This is a genomic window from Sphingopyxis sp. PAMC25046 (assembly GCF_004795895.1).
Classification (GTDB): domain Bacteria; phylum Pseudomonadota; class Alphaproteobacteria; order Sphingomonadales; family Sphingomonadaceae; genus Sphingopyxis.
This window is the reverse complement of record NZ_CP039250.1, coordinates 695,007-711,199: the sequence shown is the minus strand read 5'-3', so window position 1 is coordinate 711,199 and position 16,193 is coordinate 695,007. Positions and strand designations below refer to the sequence as shown.

General features: G+C 66.2%; 14 protein-coding genes. 3 read left to right on the top strand and 11 right to left on the bottom strand.

Going from position 1 to position 16,193, the window contains the following annotated elements:
• Positions 1–10: 10 nt before the first annotated feature.
• Genes E5675_RS03260 through rimP form a run of 6 tightly spaced genes read right to left on the bottom strand, consistent with a single transcriptional unit; the run spans position 11 to position 6,645 of the window.
• The gene (locus E5675_RS03260; RefSeq protein WP_136173320.1) at positions 11–718 is read right to left on the bottom strand and encodes a hypothetical protein; all 708 of its coding nucleotides are present in this window, start codon (positions 716–718) and stop codon (positions 11–13) included.
• Positions 715–1,116 (bottom strand): 30S ribosome-binding factor RbfA, encoded by a 402-nt coding sequence (gene rbfA / locus E5675_RS03255; protein WP_136173319.1) that lies wholly within the window; start codon positions 1,114–1,116, stop codon positions 715–717. The genes E5675_RS03260 and rbfA overlap by 4 nt, the downstream gene beginning before the upstream one ends.
• A 52-nt stretch (positions 1,117–1,168) precedes the next feature.
• Positions 1,169–3,715, bottom strand: coding sequence for a translation initiation factor IF-2 (gene infB / locus E5675_RS03250; RefSeq protein WP_136173318.1), 2,547 nt, complete (start codon positions 3,713–3,715; stop codon positions 1,169–1,171).
• 17 nt (positions 3,716–3,732) lie between these two features.
• Complete coding sequence (locus E5675_RS03245) at positions 3,733–4,491, bottom strand: DUF448 domain-containing protein (protein ID WP_136173317.1); 759 nt, start codon at positions 4,489–4,491, stop codon at positions 3,733–3,735.
• Complete coding sequence (nusA, locus tag E5675_RS03240; RefSeq protein WP_136173316.1) at positions 4,472–6,100, bottom strand: transcription termination factor NusA; 1,629 nt, start codon at positions 6,098–6,100, stop codon at positions 4,472–4,474. The genes E5675_RS03245 and nusA overlap by 20 nt, the downstream gene beginning before the upstream one ends.
• Positions 6,100–6,645: a ribosome maturation protein RimP gene (gene rimP, locus E5675_RS03235; RefSeq protein WP_136173315.1), complete on the bottom strand. Its 546-nt coding sequence runs from the start codon at positions 6,643–6,645 to the stop codon at positions 6,100–6,102. Before rimP ends, nusA begins: the two co-directional genes overlap by 1 nt.
• A gap of 216 nt (positions 6,646–6,861) precedes the next feature.
• Between rimP and E5675_RS03230 the strand changes: the two genes are divergently transcribed.
• Positions 6,862–7,350: an anthrone oxygenase family protein gene (locus E5675_RS03230; RefSeq protein WP_136173314.1), complete on the top strand. Its 489-nt coding sequence runs from the start codon at positions 6,862–6,864 to the stop codon at positions 7,348–7,350.
• Positions 7,351–7,446: 96 nt separating this feature from the next.
• Complete coding sequence (locus E5675_RS03225) at positions 7,447–8,568, top strand: cell wall hydrolase (protein ID WP_136173313.1); 1,122 nt, start codon at positions 7,447–7,449, stop codon at positions 8,566–8,568.
• A gap of 58 nt (positions 8,569–8,626) precedes the next feature.
• Here the strand turns inward: E5675_RS03225 and E5675_RS03220 are convergent, their stop codons facing one another.
• The 5 genes from E5675_RS03220 to E5675_RS03200 form a co-directional block, all read right to left on the bottom strand.
• Entirely contained in the window at positions 8,627–10,216 is a 1,590-nt protein-coding gene (locus E5675_RS03220) for an ATP-binding protein (protein ID WP_235211470.1), read from the bottom strand.
• A 209-nt stretch (positions 10,217–10,425) separates the two neighbouring features.
• Positions 10,426–11,199, bottom strand: a complete 774-nt coding sequence (locus tag E5675_RS03215; protein ID WP_037554483.1) for a TIGR02186 family protein — start codon at positions 11,197–11,199, stop codon at positions 10,426–10,428.
• Positions 11,196–12,104 (bottom strand): sulfite exporter TauE/SafE family protein, encoded by a 909-nt coding sequence (locus tag E5675_RS03210; protein ID WP_136173312.1) that lies wholly within the window; start codon positions 12,102–12,104, stop codon positions 11,196–11,198. The genes E5675_RS03215 and E5675_RS03210 overlap by 4 nt, the downstream gene beginning before the upstream one ends.
• Before the next feature lie 106 nt (positions 12,105–12,210).
• Positions 12,211–13,356 (bottom strand): hypothetical protein, encoded by a 1,146-nt coding sequence (locus tag E5675_RS03205; protein ID WP_136173311.1) that lies wholly within the window; start codon positions 13,354–13,356, stop codon positions 12,211–12,213.
• Complete coding sequence (locus E5675_RS03200; RefSeq protein WP_136173310.1) at positions 13,353–14,777, bottom strand: glycosyl transferase family protein; 1,425 nt, start codon at positions 14,775–14,777, stop codon at positions 13,353–13,355. The genes E5675_RS03205 and E5675_RS03200 overlap by 4 nt, the downstream gene beginning before the upstream one ends.
• A 138-nt stretch (positions 14,778–14,915) precedes the next feature.
• Between E5675_RS03200 and nhaA the strand changes: the two genes are divergently transcribed.
• On the top strand, positions 14,916–16,190 hold the full coding sequence (gene nhaA / locus E5675_RS03195; RefSeq protein ID WP_136173309.1) for a Na+/H+ antiporter NhaA: 1,275 nt from the start codon (positions 14,916–14,918) through the stop codon (positions 16,188–16,190).
• The last annotated feature ends 3 nt before the right edge of the window (positions 16,191–16,193 follow it).

Below are 16,193 nucleotides of genomic sequence, written 5' to 3'. Positions count from 1 at the left end.
CCGTAGACGCTCAAGAAACCCAGCTGGGCTGAACCGCTATGACGCGCCATGTTTCGTTGGTCTTGCGGAGTGCGTAGTTTTCCCCGCGCCCGCAGAGATCGCCGCAAATCAAACCGACCTTGATGAAGGCGGTATCGCCCGCGACCCACGGGGCCGAATAGACCATCATGTGATGCGCTGGCATATCGTCGCGCAGCGATACACGCGCCCGAACATCAGCTATCGCCAGCCCGGACGGGTCGATGGAATCGAACTTCTGCTGCGATGCAGCGATCTGCAATCGTGCGATCCCTGCTGCGCTGGGTGACTGCAAGCGGGAAATATCGATTGCCTTGGGAAGGGGGTTTTCGGGGGTAATGCCTGCATAGCGCTCGAAATTTACTGCGGCATCGTGCCACGACATTTCCAGCCACCGACCCTTTTCCTCGCCCAGATGGACGTCGATGGCTACGCAATCCGCGGATGTCGACGTCGCGCCGCACGGCTTCGTTTCGATAAACTTGATATGGGCTGGCTTCGCCTCGGCAGCCATGGGCGGCGCGGCACCGCCGCCGGCCTCAGCGTTCTGGATCGACAGGTTGTAGTCGGACGCAGCTTCGATGATATCGAGTGCATCGTCGAGCGACGGCCGCACAAACTGCGGGGGCAGGAAAGCAAGCGACAAGGCTACTCCGATCGCCGCAAGCGTCGCGATCACGAGCGGCGCAACCTGCTTCATTCGCCCTCGCCGCTCTCCAGATCCCGCATCACCTTCGGATCGCGAAGCAATTTGTCGATATGGCTCGCCTCGTCGAAGCTTTCGTCGGCCAGGAATTTGAGTTTCGCGGCATATTTCATGCGGATGCGGTGCGCGACCTCGCGCTGCAGATAGGCTGTGTTGGTGCGCAGCGCCTTCAGCACCGCCTCCTCATCCTTGCCGAGCAACGGCTTCACGAACACGGTCGCGTGGCGGAGGTCGGGCGACATGCGCACCTCGGTCACGCTGACCGGGTGCGTCGCCAGCACGTCGTCGTGCACGTCGCCGCGCGCGAGGATCTCGCTCAGCACATGGCGCACCTGTTCGCCCACGCGCAGCACGCGGACGGAGGGGCCTTCGGATTGTTCCTTGTGGCGCATCGGTCAATTCCTCCTGCACCCCCGCGCCGGCGGGAGTGCAGGGATGGCACAGTTACAGCGTACGTTCGCGCAGCTCGACCTCGAAGACTTCGAGATGGTCGCCCGCCTTGATGTCGTTGGTGTCCGCCAGCACGACACCGCATTCGAGGCCCGCGCGCACTTCGGCAACGTCGTCCTTGAAGCGGCGCAGCGATGCGATCGTCGTTGCCGAGACGATGACATCCTCGCGCGTGAGGCGCGCGTGGAGCCCCTTGCGGATCGAACCTTCGAGCACGAGCAGGCCTGCGGCCTTGTCGCGCTTGCCGGCCGGGAAGACTTCCTTGACCTCGGCGCGGCCAACGACGTTTTCGATACGCTCCGGGCCCAGCTCGCCCGCCATCTCCTTCGCCACGTCGGCGGTCAGGTGATAGATGACATCATAATACATGAAGCGCACTTTTTCGCGGTTCGCGATCTCGCGTGCCTTGGCGTTCGGGCGGACGTTGAAGCCGATGATCGGCGCGCCCGTGGCGGCCGCCAGCGTCACATCGCTCTCGGTGATCGCGCCGGCGCCCGACTGGAGCACGCGAACGCGGATCTCGTCGGTCGACAAGCGGTTGAGCGCGTTGACGATCGCTTCGACCGAGCCCTGTACGTCGCCCTTGATGACCACCGGATATTCGATGACCTTCGCCTTGTCGGCGAGCGCCGAGAACATGCCTTCGAGGCTGACGGGCGCCTGCGCCGTCCGCTTCTTGAGCGCCTGTTCCTGACGATAGGCGGCGACTTCGCGCGCGCGCGCCTCATTCTCGACGACGGTCAGCGTGTCGCCTGCCATCGGCACACCGCCGAGGCCGAGGACCTCGACCGGCATCGAGGGACCGGCCTGTTTGATCTGCTTGCCATGATCGTCGACGAGCGCGCGGACGCGGCCGCTTTCGGCACCGCAGACGAAGATGTCGCCGACGTTGAGCGTGCCGCGACGAACGAGGATCGTCGCCACCGGGCCGCGGCCCTTGTCGAGCTTCGCCTCGATCACCGTGCCTTCGGCGGCGCGATCGGGATTGGCCTTCAATTCCATGATCTCGGCCTGCAGCGCGATTGCGTCGAGCAGCTTGTCGAGACCCGTTTTCTTGAGCGCCGACACTTCGACATTCTGGACGTCGCCGCCCATTTCCTCGACCACCAGCTCATGCTCGAGCAGGCGTTCGCGGACGCGCTGCGGATTGGCGCCATCCTTGTCGACCTTGTTGATCGCGACGATGATCGGCACGCCGGCCGCCTTCGCATGGGCAATCGCCTCGATCGACTGCGGCTTGAGACCATCGTCGGCCGCCACCACGAGGATGACGATGTCGGTGACATTGGCGCCGCGCTGGCGCATCTCGGTAAAGGCTTCGTGGCCCGGCGTATCGAGGAAGGTGATGACGCTGCCGTCCTTTGCCTTCACCTGATAGGCGCCGATATGCTGGGTGATGCCGCCGGCTTCGCCCGCAACGACATTGGCGCCTCGCAACGCGTCGAGCAGGCTGGTCTTGCCGTGATCGACGTGACCCATGATCGTGACAACCGGTGCGCGCGGCTTGAGCTGCGTGGCATCGTCGACATCCTGATCGTGGCGGATGTCGATATCGCCTTCGCTGACGCGCTTGATCTCGTGCCCGAATTCGGTGACGAGCAGCTCGGCGGTGTCCTGATCGATCGTCTGGTTGACCGTGACGGGCATACCCATCTTGAACAGCGCCTTGACCAGATCGGCGCCCTTTTCGGCCATGCGGTTCGCCAGTTCCTGCACGGTGATCGTGTCGGGCACGACGACTTCGCGGACCTGCTTTTCGCGTGGACCCGAAGAGGTCATATGCGAACGCTTTTCCTTTTCGCGAGCGCGCTTCAGCGCCGCAAGGCTGCGCGCACGCGCACCTTCATCCTCGTTGAGCGCGCGCGTGACGGTGAGCTTGCCCGACTGGCGGCGATTGTCGGCGCCGCGGTTCGCTTTCGGCTCGGGGCGCTTGGGTTCGGGGCGCTTCGGCGCCTCGACCGGGGTGAAGCGGCGCGGCGCCGGGGCGGCGCTGCTCGTCGTCGCCGGACGCGGCGCGGCCTCCTCGCCCTGCGGTTCGGCAGCGGCAGCAGCAGGCGCCTCGGCCACGGGTTCGCTCGCAGCGGGCGCAGGCGCAGGTTCGGCCGTCTTCGCGGCAGCCTGTTCCTGACGCGCTTCGGCGCGGGCCTTTTCTTCTTCGGCAGCACGCGCACGCGCGGCTTCGTCGCGGCGGCGATTTTCTTCGAGCGCGGCCATGCGCGCTTCCTCGGCCTCGCGCAGCAGCTGCGCCTGACGTTCCTGACGCGTCATCAGGCTGTCGGGCGCGGGCTTCGGCGCGGCGGGCTTGGGAGCCGGCGCAGGCGCAGGCGCGGGCGCAGGCGCCGGGGCGGCCTGGGCCTCTTCGGCCTCGGGTGCCGGGGCGGCTTCGCCCGGACGGCCAAGCACGCGGCGACGCTTCACCTCGACCACCACCGTATTGCGGCGGCCGTGGCTGAATTGCTGCTGCACCTGTCCGGCCTCGACCGTCCGCTTCAGCCCGAGCGGCTTGCGGCTAAGGGTCGGCTTGTCCTGTTCGTCACTCATCGAAAACCATCATTCCTTCAAAACGCGTCCGAAACGGCGGAAGCCGCGGACGTATCCCCTGTCCCCGACGTGCGGGAAGCTGTGTTCGAAACGCGATTGGCCGCGTCCCTACTCCATCCGGTGAAAAACTGCCAGCGGCTCAAATGCGCCAGCACCCGGTCGGCGGCGCGGGCGTCGACAATCGCCAGATGCACCGCATTCTCGCGCCCCAATGCCATAGATAGGGTGCCGCGGTCCACCGGCAAGACCAGACCCTCGCGGCCCGAGCCTTCGTCGTCCTCGCCGACGCGCCACGCCTGCGCCAGTTTCTTGCGGCCGTCCTCGCCCGCATCGCTCGTGTGGAGGAGCAGGCGCACCTGCCCGCGACGCGCCGCCTGCTCGATCTTGTCATTGCCGCTGATCAGCGTGCCCGCGCGCGATTCAAGGCCCAGCCGGTCGAGCGTCGCGCGGGCGAGCTGTGCCTCGATCCGCGCGCCGAGATCGTCGGGAATCGTGATTTTGCCTTCGTGCAAGGCGCGCGCGAGCCCGCTCTTGAGCTTGCCCTTGGCATGCGCGACCTCGAGGTCGGCGCGCGTTACGCCGATCCATGCGCCGCGCCCCGGCGCCTTGCCATGCACGTCGGGGGCGATGCTGCCGTCGGGCCCGAGCGCCAGGCGCACGAGCTGCTCCGCCGGCGAAACCTCACCGGTCACGACGCAGCGCCGCTCGGGCACATGCTGGCCGCGCCCCTTTGCGCGGTCGGTTTCGGTCAGCTGATCATTGCGCGGGGTCCGCATCGGCGGCCTCCCCGGTTTGCGACTCCGCCGCGGCTTCAGGTTCGTCGTCGAACCAGTGCGCGCGCGCCGCCATGATGATCTCGTTGCCCTGCTCTTCGCTCAGGCCATATTCGCCGAGCACGCCGCCCTTGTCCTCGGCGCGCTCGCTGCGCGGCGGGCCGCGGCGGTTGTCGGCGCGCTTCTTGGCGATCAGTTCGTCGGTCGCGAGGTCGGCGAGGTCGTCGAGCGTCTTGATCCCCGCCTTGCCGAGCACGACGAGCATCGCTTCGGTCAGATGCGGAATATCGGCGAGCGCATCTTCGACGCCGAGTTCGCGGCGTTCGGCGCGCGACGCTTCCTCGCGGCGCTCGAGCCCCTCGGCAGCGCGGCTTTGCAGTTCCTCGGCGAGTTCCTCGTCGAAGCCCTCGATGCTCGCCAGTTCGTCGAGCGGCACATAGGCGACTTCCTCGAGTTCGCCGAAACCTTCGGCGACGAGCAGCTGCGCGAGCGTCTCGTCGACGTCGAGTTCTTCCTGGAACATCGTCGAACGCTCGACGAATTCGCGCTGGCGCTTCTCGCTCGCGTCGGCCTCGGTCATGATGTCGATCTGGCTGCCGGTCAGCTGGCTGGCGAGACGGACGTTCTGGCCGCGGCGGCCGATGGCGAGCGACAACTGGTCGTCGGGAACGACGACTTCGATGCGGCTGTCATCCTCGTCGATGACGACGCGCTGCACCGTGGCGGGCTGGAGCGCGTTGACGACGAAGGTCGCGGTATCTTCGGACCAGGGGATGATGTCGATCTTTTCGCCCTGCATTTCCTGGACGACCGCCTGGACGCGGCTGCCCTTCATGCCGACGCAGGCGCCGACAGGGTCGATCGAGCCGTCGTAGCTGATGACGCCGATCTTCGCGCGCGAACCCGGGTCGCGGGCGGCCGCCTTGATCTCGATGATGCCGTCATAGATTTCGGGCACCTCCTGCGCGAACAGCTTCTTCATGAAGTCGGGGTGCGCGCGGCTGAGGAAAATCTGCGGACCGCGGTTCTCGCGGCGCACCGACAGGATCAGCGCGCGGACGCGATCACCGACGCGCATCAGTTCGCGCGGGATCTGCTGGTCGCGGCGGATCACGCCTTCGGCGCGGCCGAGGTTGACGACGATGTGGCCGAATTCGACCGACTTCACGACGCCGGTAATGATCTCGCCCGCGCGGTCCTTGAACTCTTCATACTGGCGCTCGCGATCGGCTTCGCGGACCTTCTGGAAGATGACCTGCTTCGCCGACTGGGCGTCGATGCGGCCGAGGTCGACCGCGGGCAGCGGGTCGACGATGAAGTCACCGATCTTGGCATCCTTCTGCAGCTTCTGGCCCGAGGCCAAGTCGACCTGCTTGAAATAATCCTCGACCTGTTCGACGACCTCGACGACGCGCCACAAACGGAGATCGCCGGTCTGCGCGTCGAGCTTGGCACGAATGTCGTTCTCGGCGCCATAGCGCGCGCGCGCCGCGCGCTGGATCGCTTCCTCGATCGCCTCGATGACGATGCCCTTGTCGATCATCTTCTCGCTAGCGACGCTGTTGGCAATCGCGAGCAGTTCGGCCTTGTTGGCGGAAATGGCAGTGGCCATCAGTCCTGTCCTTCTTCTTCCATTTCGTCGGCGCCCTCGATCGAGAGCGGAACGGTTGCGGCAATCAATTTGTCGGTGAGGACGAGCTTCGCCGTGTCGATCGCGTCGAACGGCAGTTGATGCTCCACCCCTTCCTTGTCGAAAATCGTGACGGTGTCGCCGTCGATACCGGCGAGCTCGCCGTTGAAGCGCTGGCGTCCGTCGCGCTTCTCTTTCAGCGCGATCTTCGCTTCATGCCCCGCCCAGTCGGCGAAATCGGCGCGGCGCGTCAGCGGGCGGTCAATGCCGGGCGACGAAACCTCGAGCCGGTAGGCGACGTCGATCGGGTCCTTGCCCGCCTCCTCGAGCGCGTCGAGCCGGTCCGAAATGCGGCGCGACAGGTCGGCGCAATCGTCGATCGTCAACTGGCGCGTGTTGGGGCGTTCGGCCATCACCTGCAGCGTCGGGTCGCTCTCGCCGCCAAAAAAGGCGACGCGCACGAGCGCAAGGCCCATCGCCTCGGCTTCGGGCGCAATGATCGCATTGAGGGCGTCGAAATCGACCAAGTCATTATCCCAAATAGGATGACCGGAAAGCCATGCAGCTTTGGCCGCCGCGGCCCGCGGCCCCGACGTCCCAACTGGCTAACCATGTCAAGAAGTAGGCCGCATATAGGCTTGCTACGGTGAGTCGGCAAGGGGGAATGGATCGACGCCGGTCGACCGCCTTCGCGCGATCGGCGAAAGCGGGTATGCGTTGCCCCTGTCATATTGGAGTTCAACATGGCCGACACTTTGATCACCGCGCTGCTCTGGTTCTCGATCGTCGCCTGCGGGCTGCTCGCCGGACTCTATTTCGCGTTCTCTGCCTTCGTGATGACAGCGTTCGCGCGCATCGACATCCCCGCGGGCGCCGCGGCAATGAACAGCATCAATCGCGTGATCCAGCGCTCGCTTTTCATGCCGCTTTTCGCTGGATCGAGCCTGTCGAGCCTCGCGCTCGCGGTGATCAGCGCGCTGCATTGGGACGAAGCGGGCGCCTGCGCGGCGCTGGCCGGGGGCGTGGTCTATTTCCTCGGCATGTTCGTCGTGACGATGATCTTCAACGTCCCGCGCAACAATGCGCTCGACGCGAGCGATCCCATGACAGCCGGGGGGCAGACGGTCTGGGTACGCTTTCTCAAGGAGTGGACGGCCTGGAATCATATCCGCACACTCGCCTCGACCGCGGCCCTGATCCTGTTCGTCGTCGCGCTTGCCGAACGTGCCTGACGACGGCGAAACATTTTATTGGCGTTTCCGCGTATAAGGCGGGTTGGCCGCTTCGCGCGAATCGCGCGCCGAGCGCCGACGGAATTTGAAACGCGCATGAAGCCCGAACTGTCCCTCACCGCCCGCTCGACGTGGCGCGACCCGGTGCCGGAAAAACCGGCAGGGCCGGGGCGCGCTTTTTGGGCGGCGATCGTCGGAGTGGTTGCGGTCGCGTGCCTCGCCTTCCTGCTGTCGAGCGGTCAAATGCGCGCACCCGCGGTCTTCGGCCCGTACAGCGTGTCGGTGCCGATCGATTTCCGGGCCTATGACCCCGAACGCTGGGCGATCATGAATGCCGAAGATTATCAGGCGGCGCTGAAAATCGACCCGTCGCTGCCCGATCCGACGAGCATCGGATATAGCAATGCAACCGCGCTGCCCCCCGCCGATCCCGCGCTGCTGCGCGAGGAGGCCTTCGTCGGACCGGCCGCCAAACCCTATGTCTTTCGCGGGGTCACCGCGCTCGATCGCGAGCGCGCGCATTATTGCCTGACCGCCGCCCTCTATTATGAGGCGGCGTCCGAGACCGACGACGGCATGCGCGGGGTCGCGCAGACGGTGATCAATCGCGTCCGCCATCCGAGCTTTCCCAACACCGTGTGCGGTGTCGTCTTCCAGGGATCGCAGCGCGCGGGCGTGTGCCAATTCACCTTCAGCTGCGACGGTGCGATGGCGCGCGCGCCCGAACGGCGGAACTGGCTGCGCGCGAGCCGTATCGCATCGGCCGCGCTGGGAGGCTTTGTCTTCCCGAAAGTCGGGCTGGCGACCCATTATCACACGCAGGCGATCTGGCCGCGCTGGGGCAAAAGCCTGGTGATGACCAATATCGTCGGCGCGCACATCTTTCATCGCTGGCGCGGCCGCTGGGGAATGCCCGACGCGTTCCGTGCGCCCTATCCGGGCCGCGAACCTGTTCCCGGTCCCTATCTGCCGCTCGCGCAGCAGCTCGCGATCCTCAAGGGCCAGGGCCTCGCCCCCGGCGCGGGTCCCGCACCGATGCTCGGCGGTCCCGCCGCGCCGCTGCCCGATGTCACCCCGACGCCGCTGCCCGGCGCGATGACGCCGCCGGCGACCACCGCGCCGCCGCCCGCCTCGACGCCGACCTACACCGATCCGCGGCTCAACCAGTCAGGCCAGATTCGCGAGGAATTCCTCAAGAGCGGTGAGTGGAAAGGCTGAGGCTTTCGGCTCGGGCTGAACGCAGCGCTCGCGGTTTTCGCGAGGTGGGTGAAGCGACTTACCGCCCCTGACTGCGCCACCGCTTGACGACGCGTTCCAGGATTTCCGCCTCACCGCCGGTTTCGCGCCACAGCTTCGAGAAGAGCGGATCGCTCGACGCCGGCCGTTTTTCCTCTTCGAGCGTGTCGAGATGAACGCGGATCGGGATCGAGACGCCTTCACCGCAGATGATACATTCGCGGTTGCGCAGCGCCGGGATCGAATCGATGAAGCCGCGTGCGCCTTCGGGCATTGCCGCTTTGACGAAATGCTGGTCGCGTTCGTTGTTGAGGCGCATCGAAATGATCGTGCCGCACTGCGACAGCACGCCTTCGGCAAGATCCGACGGGCGCTGGGTGATGAGCCCCAGCGACACGCCATATTTGCGGCCTTCCTTGGCGATGCGTTCGAGGATCTTGCGCACCGCCTGCCCGGTCCCGACGTCCTTCGACGGAATGTAGCGGTGCGCTTCCTCGCAGACGAGCAGGATCGGGCGCTGCGGCTCGCCGCGCGACCAGATCGCATAGTCGAAGGTCAGGCGCGACAGCACCGCGACGACGACGCCGGTGATGTCCGACGGCACCCCCGACACGTCGATGATCGAGATCGGCCGCCCGTCCGACGGCAGGCGGAAGATCTTGCCGAGGAAGTTCGCCATCGTGTCGGCGACGAGCATCCCCGAGAACATGAAATTATAGCGCGGGTCGGCGCGCATTTCCTCGATCTTGCCCTTGATGCGCATGAACGGCGCCGACGAGGTCGCCTTGTCGAGCTTGCCCATTTCGTTCTGGAGGATGTTGAGCAGATCGGAGAGCAGATAGGGAATCGGCGAATCGACCGTGATCTTGGTCATGCCCTCTGCCAGCCGGTTCTTGGTCCGCGCCTGGAGCAGGCAGCGCGCGAGCACGTCGCAGTCGGCCTGGCGGTCGCGTCCTTCGGCGGTGACGAACACTTCGCAATGTTCCTCGAAATTCATCAGCCAGTAGGGCATCGCGAGATTGTCGACGTCGAACAGCGCGCCGGTGCCCTTGAAGGCGGCCGAATATTCGCCGTGCGGGTCGACCATCACGATATGGCCCTGTGGCGCGAGTTCGCAAATCTTGTGGAGGATCAGCGCGGCGCTCGTCGACTTGCCGGTACCGGTCGACCCCAGCAGCGCGAAATGCTTGCCGAGCATCGCATCGACATAGAGCGAACCGCGAATATCCTTGGTCGGATAGACGGTGCCGATCTCGACATGCGCGCGCTCGTCGGCGGCGTAAATCTGTTTGAGGTCGGCGCTGGTCGCGGCAAAAACCTGGCTGCCCGGGATCGGATAGCGCGTGACGCCGCGGCGGAAATTATGGATGCGGCCGGTGATCTTTTCCTCTTCGCCCTCGCCAAGAAAATCGATCGTCGCGATAATCAGCCCTTCACCGCGCGTGTCGAGTTGCTGGTCGCGGATGCTCGCGATCAGCCAGACATTGCCGACGCGCACCTTTACCTGCGCCCCGACCTGCCCGGCCATCGCCACCGCAGCATCGGTCGACGACGCCAATTTTCCGATCACCGCGGAATCGAGCAGGATGCGCGAGGCCGAGCCGGAAATATCGACGACTTCGCCGATCATCAGGTCATCGCGATGATGGTTGGCTACCGGCACGACCGGCGCCGCCACGCCACCGCCCGCCAGACGCACATGCTGCGCCGCCGTCAAATCCCCGGCGCCGAATCCGCCACCCTGCATGTCCATATATCCGCCCCGCCTATTGTGGTCCCGGCTCCAGCTATCGCAGACGAGGGTAAATAGGCCGTGAACTTAGGACTAAAAGCTTGTGTCTAACGGCGGCGGAAAATCGCAGATGCGCCATAGCCGAGCACGAGCGACAGGAGCACCGCGGAAAGACCATAGAGAAAGCCATGGCGCTCCGCCGCGAGCGCGACGAAGCGTTCGAACCCGGCCTTGCGGATCTGGACGTCGCGCGCCGCGACCGCGAGCACCCGGCCGCGGCTGATCAGATAGGTTTCGGCGCGATAGGTACCCACCGGCACGCGCGCCGGCACGGGAATGCGGGCGCGATAGAGCACGCCCTCGGTGATTTCGACCGCGGCGGGGTTTTCGACGAATAGCCCCGCGCGGCGATAAAGGTCGATGAGCCCCGCTTCGAACCGTCCGAGCGTTTTCGCTTCCGGAAATCCGGTCGGCGACATCGACAGATTGGCAAGGCCGAGCTCGAAGATTGCCGCGGTCCGTTCGTCGACCAGCTTGTCGATCGGCCGCGACGATCCGATCGCATAGAAGCCGGGCGAGGTGCGCAGCCGGATGCTGTTCGCATTAACCCATATCCCCGCCACACGGCGCTTTTCGCGCAGCACGATCGGCCGCACCGGCCCCTTGAGCACGACAACGATGTCGGCGCGGTCGTCGGGCAGGCGCTGGCCGGGATAGAGGATCGCGCCGAACAGCAGCAGTTCCTCGCCGGTGAAGCTGTACTGGATGTCGATCGCGCGGCTCGATACGTCGGGGACGAGCCGCGGATCGGCGGCGCTCGCCGCGGCTGTTGGCAGCAGCGCGAATGCGAGCGCAAGGACAAAGGCGCGAACCCGGGTCATTGCACCGTGTAGATTTCGTCGGGGCGTATGAAGAGGTCGACCGCCATGCGCGCCGCGACGAGCAGCACGATGACCGCCAGCGCCATGCGCAGATATTCGGGTTTCACCCGCTGGGCGAAGCGCGCGCCGATCTGCGCCCCGGTGACGCTGCCGAGCAGCAGCAGTCCGGCGAGCACGATGTCGACCGCGCCCGTCGTCATCGCGTGGACCATCGTCGTCGCGATCGTCACGAACAAGATCTGGAACAGCGAGGTCCCGACGACCACCTGCGTCCCCATGCCGAGCAGGAAGATCATCGCGGGCACCATGATGAAGCCGCCGCCGACGCCGAGCAGCATCGTCAATATGCCGACCGCCATGCCGAGGATCAGCGGCGCGAGCGGCGAGATATAGAGGCCCGAACGATAGAAGCGCCAGCGCAGCGGCAGGTTGGCGACCATCGGGTGGTGGCGCCGTTTGCGCGCCGGCGCGGGCAGCCCGGCGCGCATGGTGCGCAGCGCGCTCAACGCCTCGCGCGCCATGATCCCGCCGACCGAGCCGAGCAGCACGACATAGAGTATGTTGATCACCGTATCGATCTGACCCCATGCGGTGAGCAGTTCGAACAGTCCCGCGCCGATCAGCGAGCCGACGAGGCCGCCCGCGACGAGCACCGTTCCCATGCGCAGGTCGACCCCGCCGCGCTCGAGATGCGCGAGCGCGCCCGACACGCTGGCGCCCGTGACCTGCGTCGCGGCCGAAGCGGCGGCGACCGTCGGCGGAATGCCATAGAAGATGAGCAGCGGCGTGGTGAGGAAGCCGCCGCCGACGCCGAACATGCCCGACAGAAAGCCCACCCCGCCACCGAGCAGGATGATGACCAGCGCATTGACCGAAAGATTGGCAACTGGGAGATAGAGATCCATGGGCCCCGAATGCGTATCGACGACGCCGGAAGAGCGCCGATTCCAAGGACCCTAGACCATTTTTCCAGCACGGGGAATCGGCTGTAGCGCCTTATTTCGTGCTCAATCAGAAGTCCGCGGCGAGGGTCAGGGCAAGGCCGCTTTCGGGGCGCGCGTCGCCCGCGACGCGCTGACGCCAGTCGAGCGCGATCCGGCTGCCTTCGCCCACGTCGGGAAGGCGCAGCGTCAGCCGCGGCCCGACATCGACGCGCGCCACGCCGGGCTGCACCGCGCCCGCGGCAAGCGCGCCAAGCCGCAGCGAGGTCTCGCGGGCGCCGAGGCGATGATCGACGACGATAGCCCCGTCGGCGAAGCCGTCGCGCCGCCGCGCGCCGACGATGCCGGCCTGCGCATAGGCATCGAGCCGGAAGCCGGCGGGAAGTGCGACATCCGAAACACCGCCGCTGGCCATGACGGCGAGCGCGGTGCGGCCTTCGGGTCCGGCCGCAACGCGCTGCTCGATCGCGAGATCGACCGGCAATTGCGCCAGCGGGGCAAAGGCGAGACCGAAGGCCAGCTCGCGCTGGCGCGTCCGTTGCAGCGCGATCGTCGCACGGCCAAAGGCGCGCAAACGGCCGGTGTCCCCGAAACCATAAGCGAGCCGAAGGCCCGCCTGGCTGCCCCCGAGCTGGCCGGCACCGACGATGGTTTCGGGCGCATCCCCCGACCCCTGGCGCAGATAGAGCCAGCTTCCGAGCGACCAGCTCGAAAGCTGACGCCGGATCCAGAAGGGCGCGCCCTGTCCGGGCGCAGCTGTCGTCGTCGCGGCCGGCGGGAACCACAAGGGCGCGCTCCCGCCCACCGCCGAACGCGCCCCCTCTCCCGGCCGCGACGGTAATAGGCGCGCCATCAGCGCAAGGCGAAGGTTGTGGCGGTCGGCGGCGAAGCCTCCCGAAGGTGTCCGGACCTCCGCGGGGGGCGGTGCATCGGAGTCATCTGGCCGCGGTGCCGCCAAAGGACGCGCGAGGCCCGCGCGTTGCGCCGACATGCCCTTCTCCGGCACGCCATCGGCAAAGGACCCGCTGTCCGCCAGGCCGCCTCCGGTTGCAAAGGGTGAAGGCGGCGCCCACGGCACCGCCGGCCCATCGGGGGGCACCGACATGGCGGGATTCCACGTCATCATGATGCGCAGGGCGATCCAGCCGCCGACGCACAGCAGCAGGAAGCGCAGCGCCGGTGCGTCGCGACGCGCGCCGATGCGCCGCGCCATCATCGCGCGGCCCTCCGGACGAACGCATCCTCTTGGACCGGCTCGCTTCGGCAATGGTCGGTCTTGTCCCACACCACTTCGCCCGATCGCAGCATTCGCCAGTAGAGGGTGACCGCACGGCGCGCCGCGAGAATCGCGATGATGTTCGCGACAAAGGCGCGCGGCACCGAAAGCAGCGCTTCGCCAAGGCCATACCAGCGCGCCGTGAAATGACCGCGCATGCCCAGTCGCCAACAGAGCAGCAGCAGATTGAGCGCGAGGAGCAGCCGCATATCCTCTCCGACGACGATCGCATTCCAGCCGAGAAGCGCGCCCCCCGCCAGACCCAGCCCGGTCAGGATCGCCCCGACATAGGCGGCGAGGAGGACGAGGGCGGCGAGCGGCGCACGGCGATCGCGCCACAGCATCCACCGCGCGAGCCAGGTGCGGTTCGCGGAGCCCCCCGCGTCGACCTGCCGCGAACCCGGCCAGCCCAGATGATCCCATCCGGCAAGCGAGATTCCAGCAATCCAGCGCGATTTTTGCCGCACCGCCTTTTCAACCTCGCCCGGAAAAGCGCCACGCGACACGATCCGGTCGCCGGCGGATCCGACCGTGTCGATGAAGCGCGTGCCAAGGCCATAGGCGCCGATCACCATCCCGATCTCATAATCTTCGGTCAGGCTGTCGCAGCGAAAGGGTTCGCCGCCGCGCTCGATCGCCAGCAGCGCCAGCGCGGTACGGGTCAGCGCACAGCCGACCCCGGCCGACGGAAGGGGCAGGCCGAGCCGCGAGCGCACGACCAGCTCCTTGCCATGCGCTTCGGCAAATTCGTCGCCATAATGCCCGCCGACCCAGCGTTCCTCGCGCTTGATCAGCGGGACTACGGGAATTTGCACCATCGCATTTTCACCGAGATAGCGGCGATAGAGCGCAAGTTCGCCCCGATGGACATGATCTTCGGCATCGTGGAGGACGATGGCGGCGAACCGCATGCCTTCGGCGCGTTCGTCCTCGGCGAGCGCCGCCCACAGATGATTAAGATTGTCGCCCTTGGTCGTCGGCCCCTCGCGACCCCCGATCACCAGCCGCAGCCGCCGGTCGCGCGCGACCAGCGGCGACACGGCGAACAGCGTCGCGGCGTCGTTGGGGTAGCAGCCGACATACAACCGGAAATCCTCCCCCTGCCATGCCGCGAGCGTGCGGTGCAGCATCGCGGGAAGCACTTCGGCTTCGTCCCAAGCGGGCACGAACACCGCGAAGCGCCCGTCGATCGGCGGCGCGTCGGGGAGCGCCGCAGGGTCGCGGCGGCGCGTCGCCAGCCACAAGGCGTCGAGCAGCAAGTCGTCGAGCCCGATCAGCAATATGCCGACCGATGCGAACAGCATCAGTTCATGGCCGGCTCCCAGCACCAGCCATTCCAGCCATGCGGTCGATAGCCCCAATATGCTAGCCCCGCGCCCCTCGATGACCTAATGTCATTTCCATCTATAGTGCTAGTGAATGGGCCCGGTTTGTAAAGCCGGGCCCATATCAACGCTCAACTGTCAAATTCGCTGACGAAATAAGGAAATAGCTTACCCATGACTCGCAGTTTTCCGCCTCGTTCTGCATTGCGTGATTTTCTTGAAAGCGAGAGCGCCGGCGGCATGCTGCTCATTTTCGCCGCCATTTTGGCGATGATTGTCGCCAATTCAGCGTTCGCCGAGACTTACGAACACGCTATTCATGCGGTGACCGGCCCTGTTCTCACGGAGAAGCTCGGTCCGATGACGGTTCACCTGTGGATCAACGACGGGCTGATGGCGGTGTTTTTCCTGCTTGTCGGGCTCGAGATCAAGCGCGAGTTCGTCGATGGCCGGCTCGCGAGCTGGGACCGGCGGCGGTTGCCTTTCATCGCTGCGGCGGCAGGTATGGCGGTGCCGGCGGCGCTCTACATGCTCTTCGCCGGGAAGGAGCCGGGGCTCGCGCAGGGCTGGGCGATTCCGGCAGCGACCGACATCGCCTTTGCGATGGGGGTGCTCGCGCTGCTCGGCAAGCGCGCGCCGACCTCGCTCAAACTGTTCCTCGTTACCGTCGCGATCGTCGACGACATGGGGGCGGTCGCGATCATCGCACTTTTCTACACCGCCAAGATCAATGTCATGGCGCTCGGTGCGGCCGCCGCGATCCTCGCCTTCATGTACGCGATGAACCGCGCGGGGGTGAAGAGCCTCATCCTCTATCTGCTGATGTTCCTCCTCCTCTGGTACGCCATGCTGCTTTCGGGCGTGCATGCAACGATCGCCGGCGTGCTCGCGGCAATGACGATCCCTTTCGAGCGCACGCCCGGCGCGCCCGATAGCCAGACCTCGCCGCTGCACCGGCTCGAACATGCGCTGCACCCATGGGTCGCCTTCGCGATCGTGCCACTGTTCGGTTTCGCCAACGCCGGGGTCGACATCCGAGGCCTCGGCATCGACCAGATCCTTGCGCCGCTACCGCTCGGCATCGCCGCAGGCCTGTTCCTCGGCAAGCAGATCGGTATCTTCGGCAGCGTCTGGCTTTCGGTCAAACTCGGCATTGCGGGCCGCCTCCGCGGTGCGACCTGGCTACAGGTCTATGGCGTCGCGATGCTGTGCGGGATCGGCTTCACGATGAGCCTTTTCATCGGCGGGCTCGCGTTCCCCGGCGACGCGCTGCTGATCGAGGAAGCGAAGATCGGCATTTTGATGGGGTCGCTGGTGGCCGCGCTCGTCGGCTTCGCCGTGCTCCGCTTCGCGCCGCTTCATCCGCAGCATAGCGCGGTCGAAAGCGCCTCGAACGGCGAGATCGCCACCGACGGCGATGTGCGTGACACGTCCGAAGCGCACGGCTAAGCA